Origin of the sequence: Brevundimonas sediminis (genome assembly GCF_048799765.1) — a bacterium.
Taxonomy (GTDB): Bacteria; Pseudomonadota; Alphaproteobacteria; order Caulobacterales; family Caulobacteraceae; genus Brevundimonas.
The window spans coordinates 61,549-77,952 of sequence record NZ_JBLYQK010000013.1; the positions used below are offsets into that span (position 1 = coordinate 61,549).

14 protein-coding genes are annotated in these 16,404 nt (G+C 67.5%); 1 reads left to right on the plus strand and 13 read right to left on the minus strand.

The window, feature by feature from the left end; translation table 11 throughout:
• Positions 1 to 65: 65 nt before the first annotated feature.
• The 13 genes from ACLQ7T_RS09410 to gmd are packed head-to-tail and all read right to left on the minus strand — an operon-like array spanning position 66 to position 12,326.
• Positions 66 to 1,511 carry a hypothetical protein gene (locus ACLQ7T_RS09410; RefSeq protein WP_420479198.1) on the minus strand — a complete coding sequence of 482 codons (1,446 nt, stop codon included), beginning with the start codon at positions 1,509 to 1,511 and terminating at the stop codon, positions 66 to 68.
• Positions 1,508 to 2,470 carry an NAD-dependent epimerase/dehydratase family protein gene (locus ACLQ7T_RS09415; RefSeq protein WP_420479199.1) on the minus strand — a complete coding sequence of 321 codons (963 nt, stop codon included), beginning with the start codon at positions 2,468 to 2,470 and terminating at the stop codon, positions 1,508 to 1,510. The genes ACLQ7T_RS09410 and ACLQ7T_RS09415 overlap by 4 nt, the downstream gene beginning before the upstream one ends.
• A complete protein-coding gene (locus ACLQ7T_RS09420) occupies positions 2,467 to 3,720 on the minus strand; it encodes a lipopolysaccharide biosynthesis protein (protein WP_420479200.1) in 1,254 nt (417 codons plus the stop codon). Before ACLQ7T_RS09420 ends, ACLQ7T_RS09415 begins: the two co-directional genes overlap by 4 nt.
• Complete coding sequence (locus ACLQ7T_RS09425) at positions 3,717 to 4,517, minus strand: SDR family oxidoreductase (protein WP_420479201.1); 801 nt, start codon at positions 4,515 to 4,517, stop codon at positions 3,717 to 3,719. The genes ACLQ7T_RS09420 and ACLQ7T_RS09425 overlap by 4 nt, the downstream gene beginning before the upstream one ends.
• Positions 4,517 to 5,914: a glutamate-1-semialdehyde 2,1-aminomutase gene (locus ACLQ7T_RS09430; protein WP_420479202.1), complete on the minus strand. Its 1,398-nt coding sequence runs from the start codon at positions 5,912 to 5,914 to the stop codon at positions 4,517 to 4,519. The genes ACLQ7T_RS09425 and ACLQ7T_RS09430 overlap by 1 nt, the downstream gene beginning before the upstream one ends.
• A gap of 4 nt (positions 5,915 to 5,918) precedes the next feature.
• Positions 5,919 to 6,593: an LbetaH domain-containing protein gene (locus ACLQ7T_RS09435; protein ID WP_420479203.1), complete on the minus strand. Its 675-nt coding sequence runs from the start codon at positions 6,591 to 6,593 to the stop codon at positions 5,919 to 5,921.
• Positions 6,590 to 7,366 carry an imidazole glycerol phosphate synthase subunit HisF gene (gene hisF, locus ACLQ7T_RS09440; protein WP_420479204.1) on the minus strand — a complete coding sequence of 259 codons (777 nt, stop codon included), beginning with the start codon at positions 7,364 to 7,366 and terminating at the stop codon, positions 6,590 to 6,592. Before hisF ends, ACLQ7T_RS09435 begins: the two co-directional genes overlap by 4 nt.
• Entirely contained in the window at positions 7,366 to 7,986 is a 621-nt protein-coding gene (gene hisH, locus ACLQ7T_RS09445) for an imidazole glycerol phosphate synthase subunit HisH (RefSeq protein ID WP_420479205.1), read from the minus strand. Before hisH ends, hisF begins: the two co-directional genes overlap by 1 nt.
• Positions 7,987 to 7,997: 11 nt before the next feature.
• The gene (locus ACLQ7T_RS09450) at positions 7,998 to 9,173 is read right to left on the minus strand and encodes an N-acetyl sugar amidotransferase (RefSeq protein WP_420479206.1); all 1,176 of its coding nucleotides are present in this window, start codon (positions 9,171 to 9,173) and stop codon (positions 7,998 to 8,000) included.
• A 3-nt stretch (positions 9,174 to 9,176) separates the two neighbouring features.
• Positions 9,177 to 9,935 (minus strand): acylneuraminate cytidylyltransferase family protein, encoded by a 759-nt coding sequence (locus ACLQ7T_RS09455; protein ID WP_420479207.1) that lies wholly within the window; start codon positions 9,933 to 9,935, stop codon positions 9,177 to 9,179.
• Positions 9,932 to 10,732, minus strand: coding sequence for a glycosyltransferase family 2 protein (locus ACLQ7T_RS09460; RefSeq protein ID WP_420479208.1), 801 nt, complete (start codon positions 10,730 to 10,732; stop codon positions 9,932 to 9,934). Before ACLQ7T_RS09460 ends, ACLQ7T_RS09455 begins: the two co-directional genes overlap by 4 nt.
• On the minus strand, positions 10,732 to 11,208 hold the full coding sequence (locus ACLQ7T_RS09465) for a dTDP-4-dehydrorhamnose 3,5-epimerase family protein (protein WP_420479209.1): 477 nt from the start codon (positions 11,206 to 11,208) through the stop codon (positions 10,732 to 10,734). Before ACLQ7T_RS09465 ends, ACLQ7T_RS09460 begins: the two co-directional genes overlap by 1 nt.
• Positions 11,209 to 11,213: 5 nt before the next feature.
• Positions 11,214 to 12,326, minus strand: a complete 1,113-nt coding sequence (gene gmd, locus ACLQ7T_RS09470; protein WP_420479210.1) for a GDP-mannose 4,6-dehydratase — start codon at positions 12,324 to 12,326, stop codon at positions 11,214 to 11,216.
• Between the two features lie 221 nt (positions 12,327 to 12,547).
• Here gmd and ACLQ7T_RS09475 point away from each other — a divergent pair.
• On the plus strand, positions 12,548 to 16,404 hold a 3,857-nt coding region (locus tag ACLQ7T_RS09475; protein ID WP_420479211.1), incomplete at its 3' end, for a M10 family metallopeptidase C-terminal domain-containing protein.

Consider the following 16,404-nt stretch of genomic DNA (forward strand, 5'->3'; position numbering starts at 1 on the left):
GCAGAGACTGTGTCCTATCCAGACCGGTCGCATCAGGTCAAGCTGACCGACAGGCGGGCGGCGCTTCAGCGCAACGGGGAGCCGTCATGGCCGCCGCCGTCCGCGGGCATGTGACGCCCGTGCCAGTCCTCCCCGTCCGGGCCGAGCCGGCGCAGGCGGGCGCCCAGCCGGCGGCCGAGTTCCGCCGTCGCCTCATCCGGAGCGTTCCGGTCGAAGGTCTGGAAGGAGAAGAAGTCGGCGTCGAAGCTGCCGCGCAGCAGATGGCTGACGATCCGGGCCTGCCGCCCGTGCAGGTCCGTCGGCTCGGGCGTGTGGGCCAGGCGGTCCGGCAGGGCGGCCAGCTCCTCGCGGCGTCGCACGACGATGAAGTCGTCCTCGCGCGGCACATAATAGGCGTCGGCGGTGATCGAACGGAGGCCCAGCAGTCCGGCCTGGAGGCCCAGGGTGCCGGTCGCGGTCAGGCTGACGCCGCACAGGGCCAGCATCTGGTTTCCGCTGACCTCGTAGGGGACGATGACCACGTTCTCCAGCGCCTTCAGGCGCTCCAGAAGCTCCGTCTGGCGGAAGCCGAACTGCAGCGGATGGTCCTTGACCACAACCAGATAGCCGGCGGCGGTCAGATGGGTGGCGGCCTCGACCAGCCTGTCCTCGTGACGCACCATGTCCAGATCGTCGACCCAGTAGTCGATCGCCGCCTCCGGCAGGAGCTGGAGGCCGAAGAGCACGCGCCGCTCGCGCGGGAAGGCCTCGACGCGGGTCTGCCAGTCGGCCTCGACCATATCGATGACGCGGATGTCGTGAAGCTGCGGCTTGTGGCCGAGCATCGACTGGGCGTCGAGATAGTGAAGATTCAACGGGTCCCGCCGCAGGAGCGACAAGGCCCGGAAGACCCATCCCCGCAGACGGAACCGCCAGAAGGTCTTGAGGAAGCGCGCCCGGGTGAAAGGGTCGAGGTTCTGGACGTAGGTCGGGGTGAAGACGGGGGCGGCGATCTCACGGATGCGGGCCTCGACGGCTTCGGGGTCCGCCGGGGCGTCGCTGGTGATGAGCTTGCCGCGGTGCATCAGCATGCACATGCCGGGAAGGGCGCTGGCCGTGACTTCGTAGTAGGGAATGCCCCGCGCCCGCGCCCGTCGGGCCAGGACATCCGACACATAGCTGTCGATCGGGAAGCCGGTGACGACGGCCGGTTGAACGTCCGCAAGCACCCGGTCCATGGCCTCGGCCATCGCCAGCGCCATGGCGGACGCCTGTGCGACCGGCAGCCAGCGCAGCACCCGGCATCGCGCGATCACATCGGCCACCTCGGGGGCGGTGAGCAGGGCGGGAGCGGTCGACCGACCGGCCTGACGGGCCTCAAGGGCGGCGTAGAAATCGTCCGTGACCCAGCGATCGCCGGCGCCCCGACGATCGGTCAGCACCACGGCGCGGCCGTAGCCCATATGGTCGCCGATGCAGCGCCACCAGTGCTCCATCCGATGGATCGAGTAGATCAGAACCGCGTCGCTCATCGGGAGGTCTCCGGGCCCGCATCCCGGGCGATCAGCCAGTCGGCGGTCCGACGGACTCCCTCATTCATCGACACCGCCGGTGGTCCCGCGACGGCCTCGATCAGGGTGGTGTCATAAACGTAGTCGGTCATCATGTTGTCCAGCCGACGCGAGGTCAGCGGCGTTCTGAGCCCGGCCGCGGCCATTGCGTCGCCGACGGCGCCGAGCAGGCGGGCGACGGGCTCGGGCAAGGTGCGGATGCGTCGCCCGAACCGCGCCGCGAAGGCGTCGGACCAGGCGCGAAGATCAATCGGCGGGCTGTCGGCCAGATACATCACACGGCCCTGGATACGGTCGGTCGGAGCGCTGCCGAGGGCCTCCAGCTGGGCGGCCAGGTTGTCGATGTAGGAGTAGGATTTCCACCGCGGCCGACGCCCGACATGGAAGTAGAGGCCCCGGCGGATCAGCCGCAGAACGCCCTGGTAGTGTTCGCTCATCCCGGGACCCCAGATGGTGGTCGAGCGGACGATGACCCAGTCCTTGCCGCCGCCGTCGGCCGCCCGGACCCGGCGCTCCCCCTCGGCCTTGCTGGCGCCGTAGCCGCCCTCGGGGGCGAAGTCGGTGTCGGACGCGACCGTCCGGCCGGGCCGGTTCACCAACTGGGACGACATCCAGATCACCCGGCGCACCGACGGGGCGGCCGCCACCGCCTCAAGCAGGTGGGTGACGCCGTCGGTATTGGCGGCGTAGCCGTGACGCGGCGGGCCCTTCAGGTCGGTCTCGGCGGCCAGGTTGTAGACCACGTCCGGCCGGAAGGCGGCGAGAGCCGCCCGGATCGACGCCGGATCCAGCAGGTCTCCGGTCAGGGTGTCCGGGCCGCCGGCGCGGCTGAAGCCCGCGACCTCATGCCCGTTCGCCGCCAGCCTCTGCATCAGCGCCGCGCCGACGAAGCCCCGGCTTCCGGTGATCATCGCCCTCATGCGGGGTCCTTCCGGGTCTGCTGTTCAATCCGGAGGCGGATCAGGACCAGATAGAGGCCCGCCGTCACCGCGGTCGCGATCCCCGCGCCATAGACCCCGAACCGCCAGGTCAGCAGGGCCAGCAGCACGGCGCCGGCCGCGAAGGCCGCACCCTGGAGTTTCAGGATCTCCCTCTCGAGGCTCAGGGCGTTGAGGATAAGGCCGCCCAGGTCCGCGGCCGCGCGCAACATGAATCCGACCAGCATGATGGCGATCAGCGGCAGGGTGAGGTGGAAGCGCTCCGACCAGATCCCGCCGGTGATGCGATCGGCGAGCCAGAGACCCGCGAACAGCAGGGGCGTGGCCAGCAGGACCTTCAGATACTCGCGCCACGCCCGGGTCCGGAGCACCGGCAGCGGCTCGGTGCGGGCCGCGGCGAACATGGCGGGCATCAGGCGGTTGAACGAGACAACGCTGAACATCTGGTACGCCATGGACACGAGGGCCGCGTGCCGGAAATAGACACCGACCTGGTCCAGGGACATGAGCGCTCCGACCGCCAGCCGGTCGTACTGCAGGACCAGCACGCCGATCAGACCGAGCAGGAAGTGGATGCCCGACGCCTTGTGCTGGCCCAGGATGTCGGTCGCGAAGTGGAACGGCGTCTCCCGCGGCGCCGCCTGACGCAGCCGGAGCCACATCAGGCCCAGGGCGAGCGTGCACAACACCGCGCCGGCCGCCCAGACCGGCAGCACGAAGTCCAGCCCCAGACCGCGTCCCGACAGCAGCGCCTCATAGAGGACCGCCGCGACGAGAAGCAGGTTCTTGGCGGTGACCACCAGCAGCAGCGGATAGTAGCGCCGTGACACCAGGGCGAAATAGTAGGCCTGGTTCGAGATATGCTCGCCGATCACGATCACCGCCGCGAAGAGCGCCATCTCGGGACGGATATGGGCCAGCAGCAGGGCGGCTCCGATGAACAGCGGCGTCATCAGCGCCCAGTTGAAGGCGAAGAAGCCCATGGCCGAGGACACGTACCGGTCGAAGACCTCGTACGGCTGGCCCGCCGTGCGTCTCTGGATGTCGATATGGCGTTCGAAATTGAAGCCGAACGCGAACAGGGCGACCAGGGTGGTCAGAAGGCCGAACTGACCCGCCTGATCGATCGGCAGGGCATAGGTGGCCGACAGGATGAACCCCGCCCGGGCCGCCACGTCCAGAAGCTTGACGACCACGAGATAAAGGCCGTCGCGCCGTTCATCGCCGGTCACCAGGCCGTCCACCCGCCGTCGACCATCAGGACATGGCCCGTGACATAGCTGGACGCCTCGCTGGCCAGGAACAGCAGGGGCGGGACCATCTCGTCGGCCTGCGCCATCCGGCCCAGCGGCACCCGCGCCGAATACAGGTCGCTGAAGGTGCTGTTCTGGCCGCTCGAGACCCCGCCGGGGACGATGCAGTTCACCCGGATGCCCTTGTCGGCCCAATAGGTCGCCAGCCATTTGGTGAAGCCGATGACGCCCGCTTTCGACGCCGAATACACCGCGGGGGTGTTGATCGGGCCGCCCAGGTAGCTGGAGCCTTCATAGATGCGGTTGTCGGGTCCGACGACGCCGTAGATCGAGGCGGTCTGGACGATCCGGCCCTTCACGCCCCCGGCCAGCATCGTCTTGCCGACGGCCTGCGCCATCAGGAACATGCCGTCGATGTTGACCGACATGATCTCGCGCCAGGTGTCGATCGAATACTCCTCGAAGGGCGCCATGCAGGCGCGTACGTCGGCGGTCTTGGTCGCGGCGTTGTTGATCAGGATGTCGATCCGGCCGTAGCGGGCCATGACCGCCTCGACACAGGCCCTGACCGAACCGGCGTCGGACACATCGCAGGCGAAGCCCGCGGCCTCGCCGCCGAGCTCCGCCGCCGCCGCGTCCGCGGCATCGCCGAACAGGTCGACCACCGCCACCCGGGCGCCCGCGTCCGCAAGGCCCTTGCAGAAGCGACGGCCCAGTATGCCGGCCCCGCCGGTGACGACAGCCACCTGGCCGTCGAGTCGCGAGACGTCGGCCATCAGTTGTGGGACCGGAACACGGGCTTGATCACATGGTCGTCCTTGTAGGCCCCGACCCCGTCGCGGAGGGCGGCGGCGTAGACCTTCAGCGCCCCGTCGAGGGCGTCCAGGGTGATCTTCAGCTCCTCGGCGCCGTGGGCCTGGCAGGTGCCGAGCCAGGGCATCAGGACGCCGCGCCGGATCATCTCCTGCGACAGCAGGGTGCGCAGGGCCAGGGACGGCTCTCCGTTCGCGTCGCGGGTGATGTAGTTCATCAGGATTTCGGGCCCGTCGGTGACGAAATGATCCGCCAGTCCGTTGGCCGCCGCCACATCCGCGAAGCCCGCCTTCAGGCTGGCCCCGAACGCCCACAGACCACGCGGCACATCGTCCTCGATGTTGATGCGCGTCGCCTCGACGAAGGCGCCGAGAGCCGGCATTTCGCCGCCGTGGGTCGTCGACAGCAGGAAGGTGCGCTCCATGCCCGGGCGATCGGTGGAGCCGACCTGCATGTACTCGCGCTTGCCGACGACGGCCGCGAGGGCGAAGCCGTTGGCCATCGCCTTGCCGAAGGTCGCGATGTCCGGCTCGACGCCGAACAGATGGGCGGCGCCCTTCAGGTGCCAGCGGAAGCCCGTGATCATCTCGTCGAGAATGAACAGCGCGCCGTTGGCGTGCGCCAGCGCCTTAACCTGGTGAAGGAAGTTGCCCGCATGGCCGGCGTGGTCCGGGTCCGGACCCGGCGCGAGCCCCGGCTCGCCGTTCGGGCCGCACGGGATCAGATGGGTCGCGGGCTCCAGCATCACGGCCGCGATCTCGCCGGGGTGGGCGTCGAAATGCGCCTTCAGCGAGCCGATGTCGTTGTAGTCGAACAGCAGGGTGCTGGCGGCGTGGTCGGTCAGGGTCCCGCGCTTGACCACGGTCGAGCCGATGAACCAGTCATCGAACGAGAAGAAGGGGTGTTGCCGCGGGATGCAGACGTAGCGGCGGCCGGTATAGGCGCGGGCGATCTTCACCGCGGCGGTGGTGGCGTTCGAGCCGTTCTTGGCGAATTTGACCATCTCGGCGCAGGGGATGACGTCGCAGATCAGCTCCGCGGCCTCCAGTTCGATGGCCGAGGCGCGGGTCAGGTTGACGCCGTTCTCGATCTGGCGGATCGCCGCCGCGTTCACCCGGTCATCGGCGTAACCGATGGAGATGGCGCGCAGGGCCATGCCGTAGTCGAGATACTTCGTCCCGTGCGTGTCCCAGACATAGGCGCCCTTGCCGCGCGCCAGAACGGGCGGCGCGTTGGTGGGAAACTGGTCGTCCCCGCGCGAATAGGTGTGGGCGCCGCCCGGGATCACCCTGTGCAGACGCGTCCGCAGCGCGGCGAAGTCCGCCTCGCTGTTCGAAGGGAGCTTGATGTCGTCGGCCATGGTCTCAGGCTCCGTTGGCGCGCCAGATCGGCAAGGGGCCGTCCTGGCGACGCAGGGTCGCGGTCTTGGGGTTACCGATATACAGGGTGTTGTCGGGCAGGTCGCGGTCCAGAACCAGCGATTCCGTGGCGATCTGGCAGTTGTCCCCGATACTGCAGCGCCCCAGAACGGCGCTGCCGGGACGCAGGGTCACGTGCCGCCCGAAGGTCGGATAGACGTCGTGGTTCGATCCCACGCCGCACCGCTGGTAGGCGATGAAGAAGTCGCTGTAGCGACCGCGTCCGAGGACCGTTCCCAGAGGGTGCACCAGCAGGAAGACCGACGGGAGCTCGACCTCGTAATAGGCGTCCAGCCCGTGCAGGGCCTTGTTCAGCAGGAACAGCTTGGCGCAGGTGGCCGGCGCGCCGCCCTGCCGGAACAGCTCGTTCGACAGCAGGTACAGCCACATCGCGTACTGGTCGCCGTGAAGGTGATTGAAGACCACCTGCCGTCCGTCGAAGAAATATTTGTTGTCGACGTGGCTGAAGCAGTGTTCGAGCCGGGACAGGGCCACCGTCGTCGCGGCCATCAGTTCGTCGACCTCCACCGGGGCCGGATCGGGGAAGTGGGCGTTCACCTGCGCCGCCGCATAGGCCGCAAGCCCCCGCGCATCCAGACTGGCCCGAACCGGCGGGGTCAAGAGCGGCTGCCCTTCTGGCTGCGGACATTGACCCCGTTGGTGCTCAGATAGGTGCGCACCTTGATCGGGCTGTGGTCGGTGAAGATGAACATGGAGGAGATGGTGATCGCCGAGGCCCCTGCGTCCAGGGCCCGGGCGCAGTCATCAAGGCTGCCCGCGCCGGACGATGCGATCAGCGGGACATCCAGCCGGTCGGACAGGGCGGCGATCATGTCCAGATCATAGCCGTTCATCATCCCGTCCCGGTCGATCGAGGTCATCAGGATTTCCCCCGCGTGGAGATCCTGCATGCGCAGCGCGAACTCGACCGGATCATGGGCGGTCGGGGCGGTCCCGCCGCGGCCGAACACCCTTTTGCGCCCAAATTCGTCGGCCCTGTAGTCGATCGAGACGACGATGCACTGGTCGCCGAAACGCGAGGCGGCGCGGGTGATGAAGTCCGGGTCGTCGATGGCCGCGCTGTTGATGCTGACCTTGTCCGCCCCGCTCTTCAGCAGGCTTTCGATCTGCTCCAGCGTCGTCACCCCGCCGCCGACGGTCAGCGGGACGAAGACCTCCTCGGCCACCCGCTCGATGATGTCGCCCTTCACGACGCGGCCCTCGGCCGAGGCGTCGATGTCGACGAAGATCAGTTCGTCCACCCCGTAGCTGTCATAGACCTTGGCGGTCGAGACCGGGTTGCCCGCCTCGCGCTGGTCGTCGTGGAAGCGGCGCATCTTCACCAGACGGCCGTTCCGGATCAGGAATTTCGGAATGATCCGTTTCTTCAGCATCAGAACGCGTGCCCCAGCCAGTTCTGCAGCAGCTGCAGGCCGTTGTCCTGGCTCTTCTCGGGATGGAACTGGGTCGCCGTCAGGTTGCCGCGTCGCACCGCGGCGGTGACGATCCCGCCGTGATCCGTGACCCCGACCCGGTCCGCCGGATCGTTGCAGACCATGTGGAACGAGTGGACGAAATAGTAGTCGCTCTCGCCCGAGGGCAATCCCTTGAACAGCCACTCGTCCGGAGCGAAGGATACGGCGTTCCAGCCGACGTGCGGCACCTTGGCGGGGGCTTCCACCTGAAGGGGGCGTATCTCCGCGTCCAGCCAGCCGAGCCCGTCGTGTTCACCGTGTTCGAAGCTCTTGCGCGCGAACAGTTGCATGCCGAGGCAGACGCCCAGAACCGGCTTCTTCACCTCCAGCGCCAGATGGTTCAGCACCGGGCGCAGGTTCTTGGCGTCGATGGCGGCCATGGCGTCGCCGAAGGCGCCGACGCCCGGCAGAACCAGCCGGTCCGCATCCTGCAGTTCATCGAAGTCGGCGGTGACCACCGCGTCCTCGCCGATGTACTCGAACGCGTTCATCAACGAGCGGACGTTGCCCATGCCGTAATCGATGATGGCGATGGTCATGGCGCGCGCTCCTACTCGGTCGACGCCTTGGCGGGGCCGACCTTGATATCGCTCAGGTCGGTGCGATCCCACTTGTCGAAGTCGGGCATGACCTCGCCGGTCTCGAGGTTTTTCCGGTCGAATTTCCACGGATGGACCTGGTGCGGGGCCAGGATGTCGTAGAACTCGTCCTCGGTGATCTGCAGGTGCTGCAGGAACCAGTCCATCGAGGCGGGGCGCTTGCCGTCGTACCGCGCCTCGATCTCCAGGGCTTCCTCACGCGTCTTGCGACCGTTGCGGATGTCGATGGAGAGCAGGTGGTTGGCCCGGCCGTAGCCGCGCTTCACATACTTCGACCAGTCGCGCATGCCCTGGAAGGTGCATTCGATCTTCTCATAGTCGTACTCGGGCGGCACACCCTCGACCCGCTGACCTTTCCAGCCCAGCTCCTTCTTGATCAGCTCGACGTTGGCCTTGGTGTCCCACTCGATGTAGTTGCCCAGGCAGATCGAGCGGACCTTCAGCTTCATCAGGTCCTTGCGCTTCGGATAGTCGAACATCCACAGATCGCGGCGTTCGACGCGGCCCTGCAGGAACTCGTACATGTCGTCCGCGGTGATCCCCTGGTTCATCAGGCGGTTGAAGCGCTTCTCGTCGACCTCCTCCATTTCCTCGAAGGTGTACCAGCTGTGGTACTCGGCCGAGGTCTCGCCCCAGAACAGCAGCGGGATGTTGAAGCGGACCGCCATGTGCATGACGCCGGAATAGATCCCGGTGTGGCAATGCCAGCAGAAGTCACCGCGGCGCTTGAAGCTTTCCAGCATCAGCTCGCGCACCACGTGGAAGTTCGGGGTGAACTCGACCACATCGACGCCCAGCTGCTTGAAGACCGAGGTGTTGTTCTCCTCGACCTGCGGGCGGTAGCCCCAGTGGTTGTAGCGCACCACGAGCGGCTTCATCTTCAGCGTCTTGACGATGTACCAGAGCTGGAACACCGAGTCCTTGCCGCCCGAATAGGGGACGATGCAGTCGTACAGGTCCTTGCCCTTGTACTCGGCGACGATCTCGTCCAGCTGCCGCTGCCGGTCCGCCCAGTCGATCTTGTCCTTCTTGGCCTCGATCTGGCGACAGACCGAGCAGACCCCATCCTCATCGTAGGTGATGGTGTCGACGGTCTCGGGGACCAGGCATTTGGTGCATTTCCGCATGATCTATCTCGCGCCCGGCGTCGGGGCCGGGCCTTCGTCCTGAAGGATGATGTCCAGATTTCGGGCGATCGCCTCAATACAGATGAAGTCGACCAGATCGTCCACCTCATGGCTCTTGTGGCGGGCGGCCCGGTAGCCGAGCGTCCGGGCGTGGCAGAAGCCGCCCTCCCGGCGCAATGCGGCGACCGTTGAAATGTAGAGGCTGCCGTCGAGGTTGAAGACCTCCGGCAGGTCCTGGCGTCGCGGCATGGCGGCGAAGCCGCCCGGCTGAAGCGGCGAGATGACCCCGTCGGCCTCCAGCCGGACCGCATAGGCCGGATGGGTCGTTTCCATCAGGGCGACCCCGACGATGGCGTCAGCCCGGTCTCCGCCCTGGACCAGTCGAGCGAGCGCGGCGTCGACGTCGGCGCCGTCGGTCAGCGGCGACGTGGGTTCCAGCAGCACGACATAGTCATAGACGTCGCCGGCTTCGGCGAGGGTGTCGAGGGCATGGAGAATGAAGCCGATGGAGGGCGCGGTGTCGCTGGCCAGTTCGGCCGGGCGCAGGAAGGGCGCTTCCGCCCCGTGCGCCACGGCGATGTCGGCGAACCCAGGGTCGTCCGTCGAGATGATGACCCGGTCGACATGGGCCGAGGCGCGCGCGGCGGCGATCGGCCACGCCAGCAGCGGCTTGCCGGCCAGCATCCGGACGTTCTTGCCCGGCAGCCCCTTGGAGCCCGCGCGCGCCGGAACGATCGCGAGGACGCGCTTGCCGTCGATCATCGGCTGCCGGTCCCTTCGATGTCGGGGGCCTTCACAAACGGCGCCCGCGCCCGCTGGACCGAGCGGTCCAGCACCTTGTGCGCGAAGAACAGGGCCTTGGGGTAGTTCAGGCCGTGGGCCTGCTGGCTGGCGCGGATCTCGTCGTTCTGGCGAATGATGCTGGCCGCATTGCCGCCGGTGGCCCCGCCCGACCGCATCCGTACCCAGATGCTGGGGATGTAGAGCGACTTCACCTGGTGGACATAGAAGGTCCGGAGCATGAAGTCGTAGTCCGCCGCCAGCCGGTAGCTGGTGTCGAAGCCGCCGACCTTGTCGTAGACGCTGCGGCGCAGGAACAGGGTCGGGTGGGCCGGGATGAAGCCGCGCCGCAGGTTCTCGACCGTGGCCGGACGTGACTTCCAGTGCCGCTCGATCTTCGAGGTGTCGACCGGATCCACATAGACCAGATCGCCGTGCACGGCCTCCAGCCCGGGGTCCGCCTCGAAGGCCGCCATGACCTCCGAAAGCGCCTCGGGCGTGCAGTAGTAGTCGTCCGAGTTGATGAAGCCGATGACGTCGCCGGAGGCCCGCGAGAGGCCCTTGTTGTAGGCGTCATAGATGCCCTTGTCGGGCTCGGACACGGCGGAGGTGACGCGTTGGCCTTCGCGCGCGACGATCTCCATCGTCTCGTCCCTGGAGCCGCCATCGACGACCAGGTACTCGAAGTCCGGCCAGGTCTGGGCGTTCACCGACCGCAGGGTGTCGGCGATGGTGCGGGCGCTGTTGTAGCTGGCGGTGATCAGGGAAAGCTTGGTCATCACTCTGCTCCAGACGCCGGCAGCGGCGGCGCCGCGCGGTCCTTGTCCGACAGGATCACCGTCTCCACGCCCAGCAGGGCCGGCAGGCGGTCGGCGATCGAGAAGGCCTGCTCCGACGCCTCATCGTATCCGCCGTCGCAGACATACTCAAAGAGGGTGTCTTCCAGCGCATAGAAGCCGTGGGCGTATTCGGCGTCGATCCGCACCCAGCCGTCGGCGGGGGTGAGGGTGGTGGTCTTCAGCGCGCGCGACGGGTCTTCCATCGACACCACCACATCCACGATGGCGCCCTCGACCACGCGGATGACCTTGGTCTGGGGCGAGGGGGCCTGCTGCACGTGCAGTCCCCGGAAGACGCCCTTCCTTGAGAAGGAGCGCTTCAGCACCATGGCGTCGCTTTCGTACAGCACCTCCAGCCAGCCGCGAGTATCCTCGCGGCGGCGGGCGGTCTGATCCAGGCGAATGAAGGGATCCAAGGCGATCAGCTCCAGTCGGCGGTCTTCAGCAGCAGCGCCTTGCGGGCCGCCAGCAGGTCTGCCTCCATCATCTCGTCGACCATCGCCTCGAAGCTGATCTCCGGCTCCCAGCCCAGCCTGGTCTTGGCCTTGGACGGATCGCCCAGCAGGGTCTCCACCTCGGTCGGACGGAAGTAGCGCGGGTCGACCCGGATGATCGTCTGACCTTCCTTGATGGCCGGGCAGCGGGTGACCGCATGGGCGGGATCGACGCTTTCGACGATGCCGACCTCGTCCACGCCGGAGCCTTCCCAGCGCAGGGTCACGCCGATGCGGGCCGCCGACACCTCGACGAACTGGCGCACGCTGTACTGCTTGCCGGTGGCGATGACGTAGTCATCCGGCGTGTCCTGCTGCAGCATCATCCACTGCATGCGGACGTAGTCCTTGGCGTGACCCCAGTCGCGCAGGGCGTCCATATTGCCGAGGTAGAGGCAGTCGCTCAGCCCCTGGGCGATCTCGCCGAGGCCGCGGGTGATCTTGCGGGTGACGAAGGTCTCGCCGCGGCGCTCGCTCTCGTGATTGAAGAGAATGCCGTTGCAGGCGAAAATCCCGTAGGCCTCGCGGTAGTTCACGCACATCCAGTAGGCGAACATCTTCGACACGGCATAGGGACTGCGCGGGTAGAAGGGCGTGGTCTCCGACTGGATCGGCTCCTGCACCAGTCCGTAAAGTTCTGACGTCGAGGCCTGATAGAATTTGGTCTTCTTCTCGAGGCCCAGCAGGCGGATCGCTTCCAGCAGGCGAAGGGTGCCGAGCGCGTCCACATCGGCGGTGTACTCCGGGGTCTCGAAGCTGACGGCCACGTGGCTCTGGGCGCCGAGATTGTAGATCTCGTCCGGCTGAACCTCCTGGATGATCCGCACCAGATTGGAGGTGTCGGTCAGGTCGCCGAAATGCATCTGGAACCGTACATCCGCGTCGTGCAGGTCCTGGTAGATGTGGTCCACGCGGTCGGTGTTGAACATCGACGAGCGGCGCTTGATGCCGTGAACGTCGTATCCCTTTTCAAGGAGAAATTCGGCGAGATAGGAACCGTCCTGGCCGGTCACGCCAGTGATCAGGGCGGTTTTTCTCATGTGGTCTCCAGTACCCGTTCAGGGTGTTCCGCCCGCAGGCAGGGCCCTCGCGCAGAATTTTGCGGGTGTTTCAGGCATCAGCGCCGGAGCAACGGTCCTATCGCAGGCCGCCTCTTTTCGACAAGGGCTACGTTTTGTGACGGGCCCGGGTAGCGCGGTTACGCTTGTCGTGGCCCCGCGTCGCGCTAAGGTGCGCCCAATTCGCAATCGGGGTTGCCCACATGTTCGATACCTTCACTGCCGCGCGCACCGGTCTGTTCGTGGAAGACTTCGATACCTCGACCTCGGGCGGCGGCGGCGGCGGCGCAACTTCGAGTGGAAGTTCGGCGTTCGGCGCCATTGCGAGCTACCAGGTTTGCGGTTGCTGCGCCCGTTTCCACGGCGCGACCTCGGCGGGCGAGGACGGCGGTCTCGGCGTGATCCTGAACGGCGATGACCGGGGCGGCTCCACCAGCCCCAACTCCAAGCCGTCGCTGAGCCCCGGCGACGCCGGCGCGCAGATCACCCGGTCGAACAGCAGCTGGGCCAACGGGCTCGGTCAGGCCGCCACGGTCACCTTCGCCTTCCGCGCCTCGGTCACGACGATGCCGAGCGACACGACCGGCTTCACCCAGTTCTCGGCCACCCAGATCGCGACGGCGATCCAGTCGCTGTCGGCCTGGTCGGATGTCGCCAACATCACCTTCGTCCGGGTGTCGGACGCCGGCAGCGAATATTCGAACAACGCCACCATCCTGTTCGGGAACTACGCGTCCGGCCAGGACGGCGCCGCCGCCTTCGCCTACCTCCCCGGGGGCATGCCCGGCGCCACGGGCTCCACGGCGGTCCAGGGCGACGTCTGGGTCAACAGCTCCCTGTCCTACAACGCTGCGCCCAGTCTCTATAACTACGGCACCCAGACCCTGCTGCACGAGATCGGCCACGCGATCGGCCTCAGCCACCCGGCGGCCTACAACGCCTCGGCCGGCGTCAGCATCACCTACAGCGCCCATGCGATCTATTTCGAGGATTCGCGCCAGTACACGGTGATGAGCTACTTCAGCGAACGCTCCACGGGCGCTGATTTCCGCATCAACGGCGCCGGCACCACCTATTACGCCTCGGCGCCGCTGATGGACGACATCGCCGCCGCGCAACGCCTGTACGGGGTCAATACGACGACCCGCACGGGCGATACCGTCTACGGGTTCAACTCGAACGCCGGCCAGCCCTGGTTCTCGGCCACCACCTCCGGCAGCCCGCTCGTCTTCGCGGTGTGGGACGCCGGCGGCGTCGATACCTTCGACTTCTCCGGCTACACCCAGGCCCAGGTCATCGACCTGCGCCAGGGCGCCTTCTCGAACGTGGGCGGCATGATCGGCAACGTGTCGATCGCCGTCGGCGTGACGATCGAGAACGTCATCGGCGGCACGGGCGCCGACACCATTCGCGGCAACTCGGCCAACAACGTCATTCGCGGCAACGGCGGCGCCGACGTCATCGACGGCGGCCTCGGGTCCGACACCGTGGTCTTCTCGGGGCCGCGTTCGGCCTACACCATCACCTGGAACGGGCAGGTCGGCACGGTGACGGCCACCGGCCAGGCGGCGGTGACCATCACCAACGTCGAGTTCCTGCAGTTCTCCGACCAGATCATCGCCGCGACCCCGACCGGCGGCCTGGTGGTCGGCGGCGACCTGACCAACGAAACCATCAACGGCTCGAGTCTGGGCGACACCCTGGGCGGCCTCGGCGGCAATGACACCATCAACGGTCTGGCCGGCGACGATTATCTGGACGGCGGTTCGGGGACGGACATCCTGAACGGCGGCGACGGGGCGGACATTCTGGTCGGTGGTCTCGGGGACGACACCCTCAACGGCGGAGCCGGCATCGACACCGCCGACTACTCCGGCGCGGTCGAGGGCGTGGTGGTCAACCTCGCCACGGGCACGGCCAGCGGCGGCGCGGGCAATGACACCCTCGTGGACGTCGAGAACATCACCGGCACCGCAGCGTCCGATACCCTGACGGGCAACGGCGCGGCCAACATCATTCGCGGCGGCGGCGGGGTGGACACCCTGAACGGCGGCGGCGGGGACGATCAGCTGTTCGCCGGCGCGCCCGGCCTGAGCGGCGGCGCGCCCGATGTGATCAAGGCCCGGACGACGGTCAACGACACCATCGGAAACGCCGTCTCCCTGTCCGGCACCTTCGACCTGCAGTCGCGCAGCGACGTCGCCAACCCGACCACTGTCCCGCACTCGACCGTGGTCGCGACCACCCACGGCGGGGTGGAGTACTACGCCTTCACCGTCGGGGCGGCCGGCATCCAGGTGGTGATCGACATCGACAACGCCAGCTTCGACTCGACCCTGCGTCTGTTCGACGCCATCGGTTCGGAGATCGCCAACAACGACGACGACGCCTCCGACGGCGGCAACGCCACGGATTCCCGCCTCGTCTTCGTTCTGCCCGAGGCCGGCACCTACTACATCCAGGTCGCGCAATGGCAGGCCAATACGTCGGGCGGCTTCACCTCCGGCTCGCCGGCCGCGGGCGGCACCTATACGATGCACGTCTCGCTTCCGAACCAGTCGGTCGTTCCGCTCGTCTCGTCCGGTTCGACGCTGAACGGCGAGGCGGGCGCCGACACCCTGACCGGCGGCGACGGGCCCGACACCCTGAACGGCGGTGCGGACAACGACACCCTCATCGGCGGCGCCGGCAATGACACGCTCAACGGCGGCGACGGCGTCGACACCGCCGTCTATTCCGGCAATCGCGCGGCCTACACCCTCAGCACCTCGAACGGCGTGACCACGGTCAGCGGCCCGGACGGGACGGACAGCCTGACCAATGTCGAGCGCCTGCAGTTCGCCGACGGCCTGTTCGACACCGCGGGCAACCCGATCCAGGGCACGGGGCCGATCGAGGGCACGCCGAACGCCGACACCCTGTCCGGCACGTCCGGCGACGACACGATCAACGGCCTGGGCGGCAACGACGTTATTGACGGCCTGGCCGGGGCGGACACCCTGAACGGCGGCGACGGGGACGACGTCATCACCGGCGGCGCCGGTGATGACGCCATCAACGGCGGCGCGGGCGTGGACACCGCCGTCTTCAGCGGCACGATGGCCCAGTCGACCGTCGTCCAGATCCCGTCGGGCGCCTGGCAGGTATCGGGCCCGGACGGCACGGACGTGGTCAGCCAGGTCGAGTACCTGCGCTTCTCGGACGGCACCCTCATCGTGGGCGCCGGCGGCGGTCAGCTGTTCACCGGCACGGCCAACGCCGACACCCTCAACGGCACGGCGTTCAGTGACCAGATCAACGCGGGCGCAGGCGCCGACACCATCAACGGCGCGGCCGGAAACGATACGATCAACGCCGGCGACGGCGATGACCTGATCACGGGCGGCGCGGGCAATGACGCGATCGACGGCGGCGCCGGCGCCGACACGGCCGTCTTCTCGGGCAACCGCTCGGCCTACAGCCTCAGCACCTCGGGCGGGGTCACCACCGTGACCGGGCCTGACGGCACGGACACCCTGACGAACGTCGAGCGCCTGCAGTTCGCTGACGGCTATTACGACATCACCGGCGCGCCGATCGTGAACACCATCAACGGCACGGCGAACGCCGACGTGCTGGTCGGCACCAGCAGCTTCGACGCCATCAACGGCGGCGACGGCGACGATGTCATCACCGGCGGCCTCGGCAACGACACCATCGACGGCGGCGCGGGGACGGATACGGCCGTCTTCGCGGGCGCGTCCTCGGCCTATTCGGTGGTCACCAGCGGCGGCGTCACTACGGTGACCGGCCCGGACGGCACGGACACCCTGACCAATGTCGAACGCCTGCGCTTCGACGACATCGTGCTCATCGTCGGCGCCGGCGGCGGCCAGTATTTCGCGGGTACGGCCAATGCCGACGTGATCAACGGCACCGCCTTCAACGACCAGATCGAGGGCGGCGCCGGCAATGACACGCTCAACGGTCAGGGCGGCAGCGACATCATCTACGGCGGCGCCGGCAATGACGTGATCACCGGCGGGGCGGGCGTGGACCAGCTGTACGGCGGGGCCGACAA